Source organism: Nocardia sp. NPDC006982, from assembly GCF_042869435.1.
Classification (GTDB): domain Bacteria; phylum Actinomycetota; class Actinomycetes; order Mycobacteriales; family Mycobacteriaceae; genus Nocardia.
The window spans coordinates 1-17,184 of sequence record NZ_JBIAFV010000045.1; the positions used below are offsets into that span (position 1 = coordinate 1).

Genomic DNA, 17,184 nt, shown 5'->3' on the forward strand with positions numbered 1-17,184 from the left:
CGCAGGACGCGCGACCAGCACCTTCGGCAGAACCCACCCCAAGACACCCGAACCAACAAGACCCACAACAAGATACATGATCATCAAGGAACGCAGCACTAGCACGACAGTCGTATTTCGATGTGTTGCATGCGTTTTCGGTGGCAGCGGAGTTTTCTCGCGTGTGCTTGGTGGCGGCGGCGCCAGCGGGTGGCGGGCAGGGCGTGGGTGAGGGTGCGGGCGGAGTGCATGATCACCGCCAGCAGACGGCGGAGGTCGGCGACTGTGATCGGGCCCAGCCCGCGTGGGCTTTTGGGTCGGTGGCGGCGGTGACGGCCAGGAAGGCGCGGGCGAGCATGCCAGGGTGATATGGCGGTACCAACTGTCGTAGCGGCGGACCTGGTAGTGGTCCAGTCCGCATTGATCCTTGGCGGCTTGGAGAATTATTCCTTCATCGCGCACCTGGTTCCGGCCACAGCCACAATTTGCTCTCGCTCGACGGTGGCGGAGTGAAAGCACAGGTAGTAGGCGATATCGTCGGGGTCGTCGAGGGATCGGCGGGCCAACAGTGTGCACACGTAGCCGACCGGGGACCTCGCCGGAGGACGGCAGGGTTGCCCATACCCAGTCGTATTCGGCTTCGTCGCGCACGCGGGGCCGGGCCGAAATCTGATGCCACGCCTCAGCGGGCGCGCGGCCGACGAGGGTGTCGACGCGGCGGTGGCCGTCGATGTCGGCGACAGTTTGACGGACCGGCACTTCGACCACCTAGCCGGAGTTTCCGGCAGAAGGTCCAGTGACGAGAAAAGTCGCGCTAAGACCGTGTCTTACGTGGTTGTAATTCCTTTGCGGCGTGTCGGAATGAGTTGTGCCGCATGATGTTCGACTCGTGGTCGATGAGTTGTCGAAACGTCTTGTGCCGGATGAGTTGTGGGCTCTCGCCGAGCCGTTGCTGCCGGAGTTCGCCGTGCGCCCGCAGGGTGGCGGTACGGCCCCGGTCGAGGAGCGCGCGGTGTTCACCGCGGTGGTGTTCGTGCTGACCAGTGGTTGCGCGTGGCGGATGCTGCCACCGTCGTTCGGTGTGACGGTGCCGACTGCGCATCGCCGGTTCAGCGTGTGGACCGAGGCTGGGCTGTGGCGGCGATTACACCGCACGGTGCTCGACGAGCTGGGCAGCCAAGGCTTGATCGACTGGTCGCGGGCGGTGATCGACGCGGCGTCGGTGCGGGCGAAGAAGGGGGACCTATGACCGGTCCGAGTCCGGTCGATCGCGGTAAGGCAGGCTCGAAGATCCACGTTTTGTCCGATCGCGCGGGACTTCCTCTTTCCGTGGGTGTTTCGGCGGCCAACACCAACGATGCCGAAGCCCTCAAACCACTCGTGAAGGCGATGCCCGCCGTGCGGTCGCGGCGCGGTCTGCGTCGGCGCAAGCCCGGCAAGCTGCACGCCGACAAGGCCTACGATGCTGCCGAGCTGCGGCGATGGGTACGAGACAGGGGCATCGGCGTCCGCGTCGCCCGCAAGGGCATCGAGTCCTCGGAGCGGCTCGGCCGTCATCGGTGGGTCATCGAGCGCACGATGTGCGCCGCGAAAGCGGCGTGTCGTATCCCCGGCACAGCCGGGAGGAACTGGAGGGAGGTTCTTGGGTCGAATGGCTGACCTGATGCCGAAAGGCTAACGGGACAAGAGCATGCCAGAGAATCCGGCGACCGGGTCCAGCGGTCAGGGACGGGGTGCCGGAGGGACCCGCGTGATAGGGCGAAAGCTGGATTGCCTGAATCCCAATCTCCAGTCGATGCAAGTTCTCATCCACCGGAAACGACCGCTGAAACCGGTGTCGTGCCCTGCGTCGGAGTCTATGGTGGCCGACGCAACCTCCGGGTGCGAGGCGATGTCCAGCGAGGACATTCAAGGAGATGAATGGGGCGCCTACGTCACGCTGGCACGTACGACACGCACGAACGCGGGATCGCCTACGGGACGCGAGTCCTATGGCGACGGAGGTCTCGTAGTAGTCGCCGGAGTCACGCCCGGCCAGGGAGGACGGGAAAGCCGTCCACAGGGCGAAGGGGGCCAGGTGAATCGGACACTTGATGCTCGGGAGGTATGCGAAATGCAGAGCGCCGCAACGGTGCTGGGTGTCCTGCGTGAGCGCGGCAGGCGCGGACTGCCGTGTGAGGAGTTGTATCGGCAACTGTTCAATCCGCAGTTGTATCTGCTGGCCTACGGGAGCATCTATGCCAACCATGGTGCGATGACGCCCGGGGTCACACCGGAAACCGTGGACGGCATGTCCCGGGCGAGGATTGATCGCATCATCTATGCGATGCGTCACGAGCGCTACCGATTCCGCCCGGTCCGTCGAGTGCACATCCCGAAGAAGAACAGCGGAAAAACCCGCGCTCTGGGGTTGCCGACCTGGTCGGACAAGCTTGTCGGGGAAGTAGTTCGCCTGCTGTTGGAGGCTTACTACGAGCCGACATTCTCCGATCGGTCTCATGGGTTCCGTCCGGGGCGGGGCTGTCATACCGCGTTGCGGGAGATCGCCAACACCTGGGCCGGGACCGCATGGTTCATCGAGGCGGACATCGCCGACTGCTTCGGCTCGCTCGATCATGATCGGTTGGTCGAGATTTTGTCGAATCGTGTCCACGACAACAGGTTTCTGCGGTTGGTGCGCAACATGCTGACAGCCGGATACCTGGAGGACTGGAAGTGGGGCGCTACCTTGTCGGGGGCTCCCCAGGGCGGGGTTGCCTCGCCGGTCTTGTCTTCCATCTACCTGCATGAACTTGATCAGTTCGTCGAGAAAACTCTGATCCCGGAATACACCCGAGGTGAGCGCAGGGCCCGCAACCCTGCCTACCTGAAACTGCAGACGCAGCTGGCGACAGCCCGCCGGCGCGGGAACCGGGCTCAAGCTCGGCTCCTGCGGCAGCAGATGACCAGCCTGCCCAGCGCCGATCCGAACGATCCGGGATATCGGCGGTTGCGTTACTGCAGGTACGCAGATGATCAACTGCTCGGGTTCGCCGGACCCAAGGCCGAGGCCGAGGAGATCAAGCAGCGGTTGGCGCAGTTCCTGCGCGAAGACCTCAAACTGGAACTGTCCCAAGAGAAAACGCTGATCACCCACGCCCGCACAGGCGCGGCACGATTCCTCGGCTACGAGATCACCGTCCAGCACAACGACACGAAGAAGACCGGCCGTTACCGACGAGTCAACGGTCAAGTCGCCCTTCGCGTCCCCCAGGACGTGGTCAAGGCCAAATCCGCCCCCTACCTGCACCGCGGCAAACCCGCCAAGCAAAAGCCCCTGATCCAGGGCAGCGACCACAACATCGTCGCTACCTTCGGGGCCATCTACCGGGGCGTTGTCCAGTACTACCTGCTCGCCGGGGATGTTCACCGGCTGCATCGATTGCGCTGGGTCATGGAGACCTCGATGCTCAAGACCCTGGCAGCCAAGCACCGCTCGTCGATGTCGAAGATGGCGGCCAAGCACAAAGCCAAGTTCACGACACCACACGGGCCGCGCACCTGCTTCGAAGCGCGCATCGAACGACACGGCAGGCAACCACTGGTCGCACGGTTCGGCGGCATACCACTGCACCGGCAGAAAACGGCGAAAGTCATCGACTACCAGCCGATCCGGGTCGACTACCCGCACAAGGAGATCCTCACCCGGCTCCTCGCGGACACCTGCGAACTCTGCGGCACCGTGGGCGAGGTCGAAGTCCACCACATCCGCAAACTCGCAGAACTCGGAATACCCGGACCGCTTCAGCCCCAATGGATTACAGCCATGGCGAACCGGCGGCGCAAAACCCTTGTGGTCTGCACCAGCTGCCACGGCCACATCCATACCGGGCAACCAGCCGCACCACTCACGCAGTAGTTCACTGGAGAGCCGGACGATCGGGAAACCATCAAATCCGGTTCGGCGGGAGACCGCGCGGAAAAGGACCAGCACAGCTGGCACCTCGCTGCGCGGTCGACCCATCGTCCTGGCTGACCGGCTACCACCGGCTCAACATCCGCTACGACCGCAAAGCCACACACTTCCTCGCCTTCCTCACCCTCGCCGCGGCACTGACCTGCTACAAGAAATTGGCGAAATCAACGACATGAGACACGGCGCTTAAGCGCCGGATTTCTCAAAGATGTTCCTCGACCCCTGGATCATCGGCGAACAACCTGGTCCCTCGTTCAGGCAGGGGTGTAGGTAAGTGCCACGGCATTATCGGCCAGTCGCGGAGGAGCCAGGTCTGCCGGGTCGTCGAAGTGAGCACACCAGCGGTGGCCGCGATCGAGCGGGTGCACGACGAACACGTATTCGTCGATAAGGCCCGGCCGCGATAACTGACCTGCCACGGCGGGGCTGCCCTTCACGCAGTCTTCGGCAGGCCTGCGAGTGAGAAGAGGCGTGGAATTTGGAATAGAGCCATTTCCGTGATTGCGCCGGAATTCATGGTAAGGACAAGTAGACCGAAGGGGCGGTAGTCGTCGTTGGCATCGCGGATGTAGATACCGAGTGCCGGTTGGCGGTTGGCTCCGGTACGGATGGCACGGAACTGCCCGGGCATGCTCGGTCCGAATGCGTGTTGGCCCAGGAAAGTGACAATCGCTTCGCGCCCGTCGTACCACGATTCGATGGGGGGCATCACGAATCGGGCATCGGCACTCAACAGCGCAGCAACAGCGGTGGTGTCAGCCTGCTCCCAGGCATCGACCATTCCGGTGACCAGCGACCGCTCGGTGTCGGTCATGAGCTTTGCGGTATTAGTGTTGGTGGTTTCGCGGGGAGTCCAGCGATGCTTGAGCGTTTCCCGAGCTCGTTGCAGAGCGCTGTTGATAGCGGCCGGTGTGGTGTCCAGTGACTTGGCTGTCTCTTTGGTGGACCATTCTAAGACGTCCCGCAGGATGAGCGCGGCTCGTTGGCGTGGCGGCAGGTGCTGAATCGCCGCGATGAATACCAACTCGGTCGTTTCCTTGCTGATCAGCTTCGCTTCCGGTTCCGCGCCGTGGGCGACGATGTTGTCGAGCAGCTGGTCTGGATAAGGCTCGAGCCATGCTATGTCGGTAGTCGATTCTGGATCGGCGTGGGGATCGGCTGGGCCGGTGACTTCGGGTGGCGTCACCCGGCGAGACCGGCGCCGAAGAGCGTCGAGGCAGGCGTGTGTAGCTATTCCGTAGAGCCACGCGCGGTAGGTGGATGTCCCCTGGTATGTGTCGCGCTTGGCCCAAGCGCGCAGGAAGGTCTCCTGAACGAGATCCTCGGCGTCCTCGGTCGAGCCCATGAATCGATAGCAATGAACATGAAGCTCTGCTCGGTGTCGCTGGGCAAGCTTCTCAAAAGCGAGCGCGTTGCCGGACAGCGCCGCTGAGACATCGGTGTCGCCGACCGCTGCTGATCTGTGAACCGCCTTCACCATATGACTCCTTCGATGAGACTCCGACGTATGTGTGACGACTTGCGGTACCGGAATTCATCGGTCGGCGGTCCTTGCGTGGGTCATGCCATTCGGACCGGTCCGGATTGACTACGGATCGACTGATCAAAACGTTGAGTTGCAGGGCCAGTGGGTGTCGCCTGGAAGGCGAAGCGAGCGGCACCACGCGGTCTATCGGGCGTTGAGCTGGCTCATCGCCGCGACGATATCGCTGTTGTCTGACTGCAGTCGACCAGCCCATCCGGCGTTCTTGAGGGGGTAGAGATTCATCAAGATCAGGGTCTGTTCGGTGTTGGCCAGGCCGTCGTAGGCCTTGATAATGGCCTTTTCTCATGGCCACGGACATCAGCTGGGGTCGAGCATTCGAGCCCATTGACCTTCGTTGGTCCTGATACCGGGCTCGGTAGTCCCCGCGGCATCATTTGGTCAGCCGATTTTGTGCGAGACTTCCGTGGCCGTTGCGGTCCTTCGTATGAGGTTCATCAGACGTTGTCTCCTTTCACAATGTGTGACGCAGGAGATGCACCGAATTCATCGGAGTCGAGGTGGCACGGGAGGTTGGCTCGGCGATCGGCTCGGGCAGCTCAGAGGGCGGCGTAGTAGGTCTGCATCTGCTCGATGCTTCGGCAGCGCTCGCAATCCATAGACCCACCCGGTGATTTTTCGAAGCGCTGGAGGTCTGTATTAGGACGGTTCAGTCGAACAGTAGTGGCGACTGGATCGTCGAACTGATCTGATCACCACCGAACCGGTGTAGCTCCGCCCACCGGTTATCTCGAAACCTTGTAAGAGGAGAACATCGTGACCACCCCAGATCTTACCGACATAATGGCCATCGCGGCCCGAGTCTGTTGCGGCTTCGGATCGGGAGTCGCGACCGCGCTGCTGGCCGTGCCGGGTGCTGGGGAATCTCCTCGCAGTATCCAGCGATTCTACTGTGTGTGCCTCCCTGCTCACCTACCGGACGAATTCACAACACCCGCCCACGCTCTCAGTCCAAAGGGGGCGAGGTGGACTTGTGCACCCCGCTAGCGATGAGCTGTCCTTGCTGGGCAGCGCCACCAGATACTTCTTCCAGAGCATCCTGCTGGTGCGTGGCGCCGATCTGTCGGCGCCAACACCGTGCTCGGACTGGAATCTCGACCAGTTGCTCCGGCATGTGGGAGTGACCCTCGGGTACTTGACCGATGTGCTCGCGGCACAGGGACGTGAGGCCGCCGACGTTTCCGAACCGGAGGCCGATCCGTCGGCGGATCCGGTGGCAGTGCTGCGCGGGAGAATTGTCGACCTGCTGGTCGCGTGGACGTCTATCCCGGAGACTGACCGGTGGAGTCACGTCGCGGATCGGCTACTGCCCAGGAAGATTGTCGCCCACGTCGCGGCAATAGAGATGGTCTTACATGCCTGGGACATCGCCCAGGCATGTAAGGTCGATCGCCCCATCCCGGCCGATCTGGCATCGGTTCTACTGAGAGTGTCGCCGGGACTGGTCGAAGCAGGTGTCGCCGACCACGCGTTCGGGAAGCCATTGGAATTCTCGATGACGGCCGCACCAGGTGAGCGGCTACTCGCACTTTTCGGCCGTCAAGGTAGACTTCGGTAGCTCCGCCAGTTGGTCGACATGCGGGCGGGCGAAACGATTTGTGGGTGGATAGAAATCACCCCTCGACAGTCGGTCGGTCGACGTTTCCGCCGGGTATTACCTACCGCAACGCTGAATCAAACGGACCGCCACCGCGCTCGTAGATCTTATTCAGGTTTAACTCTGAATAAGATCTACGACAACCTGGCGCGGTGCGCCATCTGAGGCAACGTGGCGAGGCGAAAAGTCACGACAGCTGGAACAGAGCAATTTCCACCGCAGCACCAGAGTCGTCGGTGAGGACGGGCAAGCCGAAGGGCCGGTAGGTCCTGATCGGCCCAGTTCCGTCGACCAGATTCATTCTCGTGACTCCTGTCGAATAGACTCCCGCTACGTATAGCGACTCGACAGGGTCACGAAAGCGTCGGGCTCCTTGCTGCTGCAAATTACTGGTGGCCGGCCGGACCCACAGAAAACCGGTAAGAACCCACCAGCGTCGCCGCTGTCGGTGTCGGCTGTTGGACCGCCCGGGCGGTGATGTCGCGGGTGAACTCTTGGAACGCAGCCAGTTCCGGCAAAACCGGTATATCGGGCTCTTCAATGGCGATGTGCACGAACGTCACACCGTCGGACAGTTGGAATGTGAGGTAGCTCAACCCATCGGGCTTAGCCTCCGCCAGCTCCGCAAACACCGCTTCTACCAGCCTCTTGTTTTCGGCTGCAGACTCAGGACGAGTCTGATAGCAAACCACCACCGACCTGCTCATGTCACACCGCCTCGGCTTCCATCACCATGTCGAGCGGTGGCTCGACCTCTGGCACCGGACGGCGATTCGCGGGTATTCCGATCCCAGCAATCGAACCTGCGAGCGCGATCGCGGCCGCTACGGCGATGGCCGGACGGAACCCCTCGACGAAGGTATGTGGGGATGCATAGCCGCCTTTGGCCGCGAAGACCGCAACAACAATTGCGGTTCCCAGGGCCGCGCCGAGCTGACGCAGCATATTGAACGCCGCAGATGCCTTACCGATGTCTGAGCCGCCGACTGAACTCATCACGGCGGCCTGAACGGCAGGCATTGCCATCGACGTCCCTGCACCGGAGACCATGAACGGCGCTATGAACGATGTGTAGGACACATCAGTATCGGCAATCAACGCGATCCAGGCCAAGCCCGCCGCTTGCATGAACAACCCACACACGACAAGCGGGCGGATACCGACACGCTCAACAGCCGCACCCGCGACAGGGGCGACGAAGAACAGCGTGGCCGTCCACGCGATCAACCGCACCCCCGCCGACATCGGCCCCTGACCTTGCGCGCTCTGGAAGAACTGCGCCGCGAAGAACACGGTGCCGAACAGCGACGCGAACAACGCGAAGTTCGCGGCGTTGCCCGCCGAGAACGCCCGGGATCGGAACAGACGTATCGGCATCATCGCCGCAGGAGCGCGCATCTCCAACGCCACGAAGCAGACCGTCAGCACTGCGCCCGCAACCAGCGTTCCTATTACTTCGGCACTGCCCCATCCGACGCTATTACCACGCACCAGCCCCCACACAACGCCGAGTCCCGCACCCGTCGACAGCAATGAACCGACCACATCCAAGCGGGTGTCGGGCCCGTGGCTTTCTTCGATCCGACCCATCACCAGCGGGATGAGTACGACTCCGATCGGCACGTTGATCCAGAAGATCCACTGCCAATCGAGTCCTTGGGCGATGGCTCCGCCCACGACCGGCCCGCCGGCGACTGCCAGACCAGTGATTCCGGAGAAGACACCCATTGCTTTGGCTCGCTGCTCGGGCGGGAACGCCGAACTCAATAACGATAGCGTCAGCGGCACCACCAACGCCCCGCCGATACCCTGCACTGTGCGTGCCGCGATCAACAGGTCCGCGGTGGTCGCCAACGCGCACGCCACCGAGGACGCCGTGAAGATCGCGAGACCCGCCACGAACACCCGCCGACGTCCGAGCCGATCGCCAATGGCCGCAGCGGCCATCAAAAGCACCGCCAGCGTCAAAACATAGGAATTCACCGTCCATTGCAACGACTCGATCGACGCGTGCAGGTCGACGCGAATCGTCCCCAGGGCTGTCGCGACCACAAGCCCATCCAGCGCCACCATCAGCGACGCCACCGACGTCAGTGCCAGGGTCCATCCCTGCACCGACTTCTTACTTCTTGAAACCGACATCGGTCCTCCAATCACAGACGGCCACTAGCGGCACGCTGTCATTAGTAAGACGCACAGCGAGCGGTAATTTCATCTCTGACCATTTCATCCGCCGCTGCAGTCTCGAAACCACCTCGAAGGCGAGGCCTCCATCTCGCCGGAAAACGAGCAATGCTCAAGACCTGTGGATCAGACTCACAAAACACGCCAACCGCGCCGCGCTCACCTGCCCGAGCATCGCCACGAAGAAAGTCACACCTCATTCCCTGCGCCATTCGGCGGCGATGGCGCTGCTGCACGCCGGGGTCGATACCTCGGTCATCGCGCTCTGGCTCGGACACGAGGACCCCGGATCCACCCACGCCTACCTGCACGCCGACATGACCCTCAAGGAGAAAGCTCTCGCTCGCATCCGACCACCCAACACCAGCCCCGGCCGCTACCGCGCCCCCGACACCTTGCTCGCCTTCCTCGACGATCGACGAGACCAGAGCGATCCGATACTGCATTGCCTCGACAGATCCCTCAAACCCCGGCCGAGGATCACTACCCGCCGGGTTGAGCACGAACCCAAGGATCAACTCGTCCAAATTCAGTGAGCTCCTTGGATTCCTGCCGAACCTCAGTTCGCGCGAACTGCAGGCAAAGCCGTACCGCTTCCCAAACGAATGTCGCCTGCCAGAACCCATGCTCATGGCAAAACCGGTTTCGAAGTGGTCCCTTCCTCCTGGCAGCCGACACAAACGAACGTGCGAGCTGGCCCCCGCATCCGCCTCTCCGCAAGCCCCCTGTTGGCGATTGGCGTAATCATCTGGCTGGTGGCCCGGGAGAGGCGATTGTAGAACCCACGAGGCGATAGCGGCCGGTACTCGGTAATTGACGATACGCTAGGCGTTGTCGGAAGGGTGAGCATCTGGTGTCCGGTGTCCGTGCATATGCCGAGTGGATCGCACGCTGCTGATGGTCGGCGATGATCCGTCGCAGACCCACCGTGACGTGAGCATGCCGGTCGCGGTGGAGTTGAGCGCGTCCGGGTTCGAGGATGCCGAAGAGATCGGCCGTGGTGGTTTCGGTGTGGTGTATCGCTGCACACAGGTGGCGTTGGACCGCACGGTGGCGGTGAAGGTGCTGACCGCTGCGTTGGACGCCGACAACAAGGCGCGGTTCCTGCGCGAGCAGCAGGCGATGGGTCGGCTGACCGGGCATCCGAACATCGTTACGGTGCTCCAAGTGGGTGTCACCGCGAGCGGGCGGCCTTATCTGGTGATGCCGTATCACCCGTTGGATTCGCTGGATGCGTGGGTTCGTCGGCAGGGTCCGATGCCGGTGCAGACCGTGCTGTGGATCGGAGTGAAGATCGCCGGTGCGCTCGAGAGCGCACATCGGCTCGGCATCGTGCATCGTGACGTGAAGCCGGGAAACATCCTGCTCACCGATTACGGGGAGCCGGCGTTGACCGATTTCGGTATCGCACGGATCGCGGGCGGGTTCCACACGGCCACCGGCATCTTGACCGCGTCACCGGCGTTCACCGCACCGGAGGTGCTCGCTGGCGATGTCGCGACACCGGCCACGGATGTCTACGGGCTGGGTGCGACGCTGTTTTGCGCGCTCACCGGGCATGCGGCGTTCGAGCGGCGTAGTGGTGAGCAGGTGGTGGCGCAGTTTTTGCGGATCACCAGCCAGCCGGTGCCGGATCTACGCGCGAGCGGAATCCCGGACGACCTTGCAGCTGTGGTGGAATTGGCGATGAGCCGGGATCCGGGGCAGCGGCCGTCGCCGGCGGATGTCGGCGCGGCCATCCAGCACGTGCAGCGGCGCCACGGATATCAGGTGGGCGAGATGGCGTTGCGGACATCGGAGGGCGGGCGGCGCGAGCACTCGCCGCAGTCGTGGGCTCTGCCGCAGAGGATGGGGGGTCGCACCAGCACCGGTGATCTGCCGCTCGAATTGACGAGTTTCGTCGACCGCCGCGCCGAGATGGCAGAAGTGAAGAATCTGCTGGCCACCCACCGCCTCGTGACATTGACCGGGATCGGTGGCGTCGGCAAGACCCGGTTGGCGCTGCGGGCAGCGTCTAATGCTCGACGGCATTTCGCGGATGGCGTCTGGGTTATCGAGCTGGCCGAGGTACGCGACCCGTTACTGCTGATCGAAATCGTGGCGGCCACACTGGGGCCGCTCGACCAGTCCGAACAGCCATTGCTCGATATCCTGGTCCACTACCTGAACTCGCGCGAAATGCTGCTGGTTCTCGACAACTGCGAACAATTGGTGGCCGCCACGGCGGAGTTGGTCGAGACGTTGTTGCTGGCGTGTCCGAATCTGCGGATTCTCGTCACCAGCCGCGAGCCACTCGATATCGCCGGGGAAGTGACGGTACGGGTACCGCCGCTGACGGCCCCGGATCCCGACCACGAACCGACCTTTCGGGAACTGCCGAAATACGACGCGGTGACCCTGTTCGCCGAACGCGCCGCCGCGGTGGTGCCGGGATTCGAACTCTCCGAGGACAACAAGGCCATCGTGGCCCGGATCTGTTTCCGGCTCGACGGGTTACCGCTGGCGATCGAACTCGCCGCGGCTCGGATGCGCGCCATGTCGCCCGAGCAGATCCTGGCGCGGCTCACCGACCGATACGCGCTGCTCACCCGCAGTAGTCGCACCGCGCCGACCCGACAGCAGACGCTGCGTTGGTGCATCGACTGGAGCTACCAGCTGTGCACACCAGACGAGCAACGCATCTGGGCGCGGCTATCGGTATTCGCGGGCGGCTTCGAGCTTGATGCCGCCGAGCAGGTGTGTGGTGCGGACCTCGCGTCTGGAACGCTGCTCGATGCGCTGTCTTCACTGGTGGACAAGTCGATTGTGATCCGGGAGGAGCCCGAGGGCGTTGTGCGGTTCCGGATGCTTGAGACCATGCGCGACTACGCTCGGGAAAAGCTGCACGAGATCGGCGAATACCAAAATCTGCGTCGCCGACATCGTGACTGGTATGAGCGACTGGCATTGGATGTGGAGGCAGGGTGGATCAGCGACCGGCAGCTTGACTGGCTCGCCCGGCTCGACCGTGAACAACCGAACTTCCGCGAGGTGCTCGAATTCTGCCTCGCCGAAGACAGCACCGAATCCGCCGAAGCCGGACTGCGCACCGCCAGCGCGCTGTTCTTGTTCTGGAGTTTTCGGGGGCAGCAGGGCGAAGGCCGACGCTGGCTCGACCGGGCCTTTGCCCACCCCGGCTCAAGTTCGATACTCGATCGGGTGAAGGCGCTTAATGCCAGCATCATCATGGCTGCGGCGCAACGGGATCTTCAATCGGCAACTGCACTACTCGAAGAAGGGCGCGCACTCGCTCGGCAGGATCGCACTCCCATGAACGATGCGTTGATCGCCTACGCTGAGGGCTTTCTGGCGATGTACTGGGACGAACCTGCTCGCGCAATCTCCTGCTTCGAGCGTGCCGTCGAGATATTCAGCTCGAATCAGCGGGGACACCTTCATATTGGTGCGTTGGTGTTTCTCGGTTGGGCACATGCATTGCAGGGCAATACACGGCAAGCGATCGTGTGTCACGAGCAAATACTTTCCATTACCATGACGTGCGGCGAATCGTTGTTTCGGTCGATGTCCCTGTGGGGGTTGGGCATTGCCGTACAACACCAAGGCGAGCGGTCCCACGCACACCAGTTGTTGCGGGAGTCGCTGCGAGCCAACCGGCACACGCGCAGCCCTATTCTCGCGGCCGTCGCCCTCGAAGGGCTGGCCTGGACTGTCGCCGGCGGCGACGGTCAGCGCGCGGCCGTTCTGATGGGTGCCGCGGAAAATCTGCTGCGCTCCACCTCCGGTTTTTCGATCTTCTTCCCACAGCTGTCCAGGTCTCACGACGAGAGTGAGCGTGTCGTGCGTCGGCTGCTCGGCGACCGACGATTCGATGCGTCATTCCGGCGCGGCCAGGCCATGGGGATGAACGATGCAGTCGCCTACGCTCTGGAAGAGACGCCAACCGCGAACCCGCGCGTTTCAGCACCGACATTGACCAAACGTGAACGGCAGGTTGCCGATCTTATCGCCCAAGGACTGACAAACAAACAAATCGCCGACAGATTGGTGATCTCGCAACGCACGGCGGATGGGCATGTTGAACATATTCTGAGCAAACTCGGCTTCTCATCCCGCGCGCAGATCGCAGCGTGGATCGTGGACCAGGCTCAACATGAAAGTTCTTGACCACACTCTCAGTACGGCGCAGTAGAGGGACATGCCTATCCCTTGCAGTCGACGCATTACTGTCTGTGAGCACCAGGGGAGGGGCGACGGTGTCGGGCCGTGATTGCGGCTTCTTCTTGCTCGGCCCATTCGCGCAGGCCCACGAGAAAGCCTTCGCGGTCTCGTGAACTGAGTTGCGCGATAGCCTTCAATAGGGCGGCGCTACGGACAGTGAGGAACTCCTCGAAGATGGAGCGGACGTGCTCCGGCGCCGAAACCAGGGTCCGCCGCCTGTTTGCCGGATCTTCGTTGCGCGTGAGTAATCCGGCGCGACTCAGATCGCCAGTAAGTTCGCTCGCGGTGGACAAGGACACATGCAGTCGATGAGCCAGATCGCTCACGCTTGCCGTGTGGCATGCCAGCAGTTGGACCATCACCGCACCGTGACGCGGACCCAAGCCGTACTCCTGAAACGTCCCACGCAGCGACTCCGGCATGTCGTTGCGCGCGTGGCGGAAGGACGCGGCTATGAGCGGGACGTGGCTGAGTGCCGCGAGTTCCTCGGGCGACGGCGAGCGATGCGTCATACGACGATGTTATCAAAGTTCGTACTTCCAAATAGTTCGGTATCTCTATACACTTTGGAAAAGCGAACTAATTGCCGAACGTAGAGGTGAAAGCGTTGTCGAAGACCGACTACTACGACGACGCCGTCAACGACGCACTTGAACGCACGGACGATCTGGGATACGAGCGTGGCGGCCCGGAAGACAGAGACCTGGCCAATCATGGCCCGATGGGCGCAGAGGCGCTCGCCGCGCTCGGACACACCGACGCGGTCGCGTCCTGGGTCGTCAGGTATCGCGCTCAGATGCCGTTCCACGAGCCGCCTCAGCCCCGGTTCGCGCTCGACCGAGCAGACGAACAATCCTGGCTACCCGCTCTCGGTTCGTTCGAGCGAGCAGGAGACTGGGAGAAACTGTTCGGTTTGGAGCTAGACGAAGCGCCGTGGCGAGAAGTGCTGGTGCGGTGGTGGCCGCGGCTGATCCCGGGCATGTATTCCCAACTCACCCATGGCCTAATCCGAACCGCCCACGCCATTCGCAGCCTCGCGGCGACGTCCGCCCCTAGCCGAGCACAGCTGACCGAGCTGGCCCGCGGTTTGGCTTATTGGGAGGCGCGATATCGACAGGTCGCCGGCTATCCGGAACATGACCGGCTCACCGGTCACCTCGATGTCGGAGAAGCGGTCGCCGCGCTGCCGCGGATCCCGCTTCCGCAAAGTCCAGAGCAGGCGGCGCTGCGGCGCGAGCAGATCGCCGAACACCCGGGCCTGATCGCAGGACCGACGACACTCGCCGAGCATGATCCACAGTTGTTGCTGTCGGAGATGACCACCACGTTCGCTGTCATCTATCTTGCGCACCCGCGGCCACCCATCCCGCTCGTGCATGGGGTGACTGCGCCTGCCGCGATCCGGCTGGTGCTGCCTTACCTTCCTGCTGAACTACACCCATCGACCATGGTCGCCATGTGGCAGACTCACTTGTCCATGCTGCTACTTTTCACTGGCGACGCGGTAAGTGAGGACCAAGTCGCCCAAACCGTGATGGACACTGAAACCCTGCCGTGGGAGGAACTGTCCCATCGTGCTGCAGAGCACGGTGACGAACATGTCATCAAGTTCACCGAAGCGTGTCTGCGTGAGCACTTGCTGCGTCCTGACCCCCCGCTACGCCGCCGCAGTGCATGCCGCGCACGAGCGCATCCCAAGGCCGCGGCCTTGAGCGCCCCGGATCATCGGAACGCTGTGGTGGCGGGCCGCCCACCGCAGCCTCGCATCGATCGCTCGATTACCCTGCACCTGATCGGTGACGGCGGCGGCGCGAACGCACATCGCATATGCGGCTGGATTGCCACGCAGCTGGCGCGACTATGTGGCAGCTATACCAGAACGGCAATCTGGAGCGGTGACGCCATGGGGGCAACGTGCGTGCTGTCGGCCGAGGCCGGGTCGACGTTGCCATCGTTACTCCAGCCGCTTTCGTCGCGGCTGCTCTCGATGGCTAACCGCCGTTCGTCTCCGAGGCCTACCCGGATCTGCGCGCGCTCGGCGTTGTGCCGCAACGCGATCGGATGGTGTTCGCGGTCGACGCGAGGCTAGGAGTAGCGACGTTCGAGGATCTGCGTAACAGCAAGCCTGCGCTGACCGTGGCGACCGCTCCACACGACGGCGACAATCTATTGGGTTTGGCCGGACACGAGATGTTGAGCCGCGCTGGCATCGAAATCGTGGAATGGGGCGGCTCTCTGTTGGCCGACGACAGTCCTTTCGCGTCACTGGAGCGGATCCGTACGGGCGACGCTAACGCCATCCTGCATGAGGCGGTAATGCTTCCAGGATGGCAGGAGATCGCGAGCGAATTGACGTTTCTGTCAGTCGAACGACACGTCCTTGATGGACTAAACGACGAGTTATCGTGGCCGTCCGCTGTGGTCCCGGCAGGCTACTTTCCGGGTGGACCCGAATTCGAAACTCTCGACTTCAGTGATTTCCTCGTGCTCAGTAGGATTGACATGCCAACGACCTCGCCCATGCGATTACATGGGTTTTGGGCGAGACCCGTTTTGCGCTGGAAGCACCAGTATCGGCACATACCGCCCGAACGCAGTCCGGTGACCTATCCACTTGACCCGATCGCGATGGGCCGCACCCCGATTCCGCTGTACCCAGGTGCAGCTGCCTACTACGACGTGATACTGGGCGATCGATGACCCATCAGATACCACGGAGGATCTCGTGCGTCTAACTCATTTCGGCCATGCGTGTGTGCTCGCCGAATTCTCCGGCGCCCGAATATTGTTCGATCCGGGCAAGTACTCGACCGGCTTCGAGACGCTGCGCGAGCTGACAGCCGTGCTGATCACGCACAACCATCCCGACCATATCGACCTCGCCCGACTACGTGCGTTGGTCGGTATGAATCCGGACGCGGAGCTGATAGCAGACAAGAGCACAGCCGCGAACCTGCTACGGCACGGCATGGTTGCTCGTACATTGCCCCACGGCGATCCGATCGCCATCGCCGGGATTACGGTTCGAGCGTTTGTCGGCGACCACGCGGTCATTCATCCTGAGGTGTCGTGCCCGTCCAACACCGGATACTTGCTTGACGGCACGCGGCTACACCCGGGTGATGCATTCATCATGCCGCCGGTCCCCGTGTCCGTGCTGCTTCTTCCCGCCGGTGGCCCGTGGATGAAGGTGAGCGAGAGTGTCGATTACCTGCGCGCGGTGAGTCCCGACATCGCCATCCCGGTCCACGAACTCGGGCTTGCCGATATCCATCGGCAGCTGCACTACCAGCTATTCGGCGCTCTCAAGCCCGTCGGCACCCAGTTCCATGTGCTGGATCACGGTGTCGCGACCCTGTTACCCCTCGCGAGTTGAGCGATGCAGATCCCAAGGAACCCCAATGCCTAGAATCGCCGTTATCATCGGCAGCACCCGTCCCAATCGCCGAGGCCCGGCAGTCGGCCGCTGGATCCACCACACCTTGCAAGGACATCCGTCTGCGGCGGCGGGCCTAACCACCATCGAGATGATCGATCTTTCGGACTATCAACTCCCCCTGCTCGACGAGCCGGTCCCGCCCGCAATCGGCGGACCGTCCAAGAGCCACACTAACCTCGGCCAATCATGCTGGTTGAGCTGCTGATGGCCCGGGAATGGCGAAAGGTGCTCTGAACTGCAATGATTCGACTTGTCTAAGGTTGAATCGG

13 protein-coding genes are annotated in these 17,184 nt (G+C 62.6%); 9 read left to right on the forward strand and 4 right to left on the reverse strand.

What is annotated here, in order from left to right:
- The first annotated feature begins 868 nt into the window (after positions 1 to 868).
- Together ACFYOW_RS48305 and ACFYOW_RS48310 are read left to right on the forward strand one after the other, a co-directional pair.
- A protein-coding gene (locus ACFYOW_RS48305) for an IS5 family transposase (RefSeq protein ID WP_387298737.1) occupies positions 869 to 1,638 on the forward strand; the annotation gives its coding sequence in 2 pieces (ribosomal slippage) (positions 869 to 1,214 and positions 1,214 to 1,638; 771 coding nt in all).
- A 454-nt stretch (positions 1,639 to 2,092) separates the two neighbouring features.
- Positions 2,093 to 3,877 carry a reverse transcriptase domain-containing protein gene (locus tag ACFYOW_RS48310; RefSeq protein WP_387298739.1) on the forward strand — a complete coding sequence of 595 codons (1,785 nt, stop codon included), beginning with the start codon at positions 2,093 to 2,095 and terminating at the stop codon, positions 3,875 to 3,877.
- Positions 3,878 to 4,367: 490 nt separating this feature from the next.
- Here the strand turns inward: ACFYOW_RS48310 and ACFYOW_RS48315 are convergent, their stop codons facing one another.
- Positions 4,368 to 5,414, reverse strand: a complete 1,047-nt coding sequence (locus ACFYOW_RS48315; RefSeq protein ID WP_387298741.1) for an RNA polymerase subunit sigma-70 — start codon at positions 5,412 to 5,414, stop codon at positions 4,368 to 4,370.
- 1,036 nt (positions 5,415 to 6,450) lie between these two features.
- Here ACFYOW_RS48315 and ACFYOW_RS48320 point away from each other — a divergent pair.
- Positions 6,451 to 7,035 carry a TIGR03086 family metal-binding protein gene (locus ACFYOW_RS48320; protein ID WP_387298743.1) on the forward strand — a complete coding sequence of 195 codons (585 nt, stop codon included), beginning with the start codon at positions 6,451 to 6,453 and terminating at the stop codon, positions 7,033 to 7,035.
- A 425-nt stretch (positions 7,036 to 7,460) separates the two neighbouring features.
- On the opposite strand, the gene ACFYOW_RS48325 is transcribed toward ACFYOW_RS48320, so the two are convergent.
- Together ACFYOW_RS48325 and ACFYOW_RS48330 are read right to left on the reverse strand one after the other, a co-directional pair.
- Entirely contained in the window at positions 7,461 to 7,781 is a 321-nt protein-coding gene (locus ACFYOW_RS48325; protein WP_387298745.1) for a hypothetical protein, read from the reverse strand.
- 1 nt (position 7,782) lies between these two features.
- A complete protein-coding gene (locus ACFYOW_RS48330) occupies positions 7,783 to 9,216 on the reverse strand; it encodes an MFS transporter (protein ID WP_387298747.1) in 1,434 nt (477 codons plus the stop codon).
- Between ACFYOW_RS48330 and ACFYOW_RS48335 the strand changes: the two genes are divergently transcribed.
- Positions 9,168 to 9,794, forward strand: coding sequence for a tyrosine-type recombinase/integrase (locus tag ACFYOW_RS48335; protein ID WP_387298749.1), 627 nt, complete (start codon positions 9,168 to 9,170; stop codon positions 9,792 to 9,794). The two genes, ACFYOW_RS48330 and ACFYOW_RS48335, sit on opposite strands and share 49 nt — an antisense overlap.
- Positions 9,795 to 10,137: 343 nt before the next feature.
- On the forward strand, positions 10,138 to 13,422 hold the full coding sequence (locus tag ACFYOW_RS48340) for a protein kinase (RefSeq protein ID WP_387298751.1): 3,285 nt from the start codon (positions 10,138 to 10,140) through the stop codon (positions 13,420 to 13,422).
- A gap of 56 nt (positions 13,423 to 13,478) precedes the next feature.
- Here the strand turns inward: ACFYOW_RS48340 and ACFYOW_RS48345 are convergent, their stop codons facing one another.
- Positions 13,479 to 13,988: a MarR family winged helix-turn-helix transcriptional regulator gene (locus ACFYOW_RS48345; protein ID WP_387298753.1), complete on the reverse strand. Its 510-nt coding sequence runs from the start codon at positions 13,986 to 13,988 to the stop codon at positions 13,479 to 13,481.
- Between the two features lie 95 nt (positions 13,989 to 14,083).
- On the opposite strand from ACFYOW_RS48345, the gene ACFYOW_RS48350 reads away from it, so the two are divergent.
- Genes ACFYOW_RS48350 through ACFYOW_RS48365 form a run of 4 tightly spaced genes read left to right on the forward strand, consistent with a single transcriptional unit; the run spans position 14,084 to position 17,120 of the window.
- Positions 14,084 to 15,565: a questin oxidase family protein gene (locus ACFYOW_RS48350; protein ID WP_387298755.1), complete on the forward strand. Its 1,482-nt coding sequence runs from the start codon at positions 14,084 to 14,086 to the stop codon at positions 15,563 to 15,565.
- The gene (locus ACFYOW_RS48355) at positions 15,538 to 16,176 is read left to right on the forward strand and encodes a hypothetical protein (protein ID WP_387298757.1); all 639 of its coding nucleotides are present in this window, start codon (positions 15,538 to 15,540) and stop codon (positions 16,174 to 16,176) included. The genes ACFYOW_RS48350 and ACFYOW_RS48355 overlap by 28 nt, the downstream gene beginning before the upstream one ends.
- Positions 16,177 to 16,201: 25 nt before the next feature.
- Positions 16,202 to 16,852, forward strand: coding sequence for an MBL fold metallo-hydrolase (locus tag ACFYOW_RS48360; protein ID WP_387298759.1), 651 nt, complete (start codon positions 16,202 to 16,204; stop codon positions 16,850 to 16,852).
- Positions 16,853 to 16,877: 25 nt separating this feature from the next.
- Positions 16,878 to 17,120, forward strand: coding sequence for an NADPH-dependent FMN reductase (locus ACFYOW_RS48365; protein WP_387298761.1), 243 nt, complete (start codon positions 16,878 to 16,880; stop codon positions 17,118 to 17,120).
- Positions 17,121 to 17,184: the final 64 nt, after the last annotated feature.

Bases quoted from the DNA above. Each gene is read 5' to 3' on its own strand.
- ACFYOW_RS48325 (WP_387298745.1), bottom strand. From the start codon at position 7,781: ATGAGCAGGTCGGTGGTGGTTTGCTATCAGACTCGTCCTGAGTCTGCA.
- ACFYOW_RS48315 (WP_387298741.1), bottom strand. From the start codon at position 5,414: ATGGTGAAGGCGGTTCACAGATCAGCAGCGGTCGGCGACACCGATGTC.
- ACFYOW_RS48310 (WP_387298739.1), top strand. From the start codon at position 2,093: ATGCAGAGCGCCGCAACGGTGCTGGGTGTCCTGCGTGAGCGCGGCAGG.
- ACFYOW_RS48345 (WP_387298753.1), bottom strand. From the start codon at position 13,988: ATGACGCATCGCTCGCCGTCGCCCGAGGAACTCGCGGCACTCAGCCAC.
- ACFYOW_RS48355 (WP_387298757.1), top strand. From the start codon at position 15,538: ATGGTGTTCGCGGTCGACGCGAGGCTAGGAGTAGCGACGTTCGAGGAT.
- ACFYOW_RS48365 (WP_387298761.1), top strand. From the start codon at position 16,878: ATGCCTAGAATCGCCGTTATCATCGGCAGCACCCGTCCCAATCGCCGA.
- ACFYOW_RS48330 (WP_387298747.1), bottom strand. From the start codon at position 9,216: ATGTCGGTTTCAAGAAGTAAGAAGTCGGTGCAGGGATGGACCCTGGCA.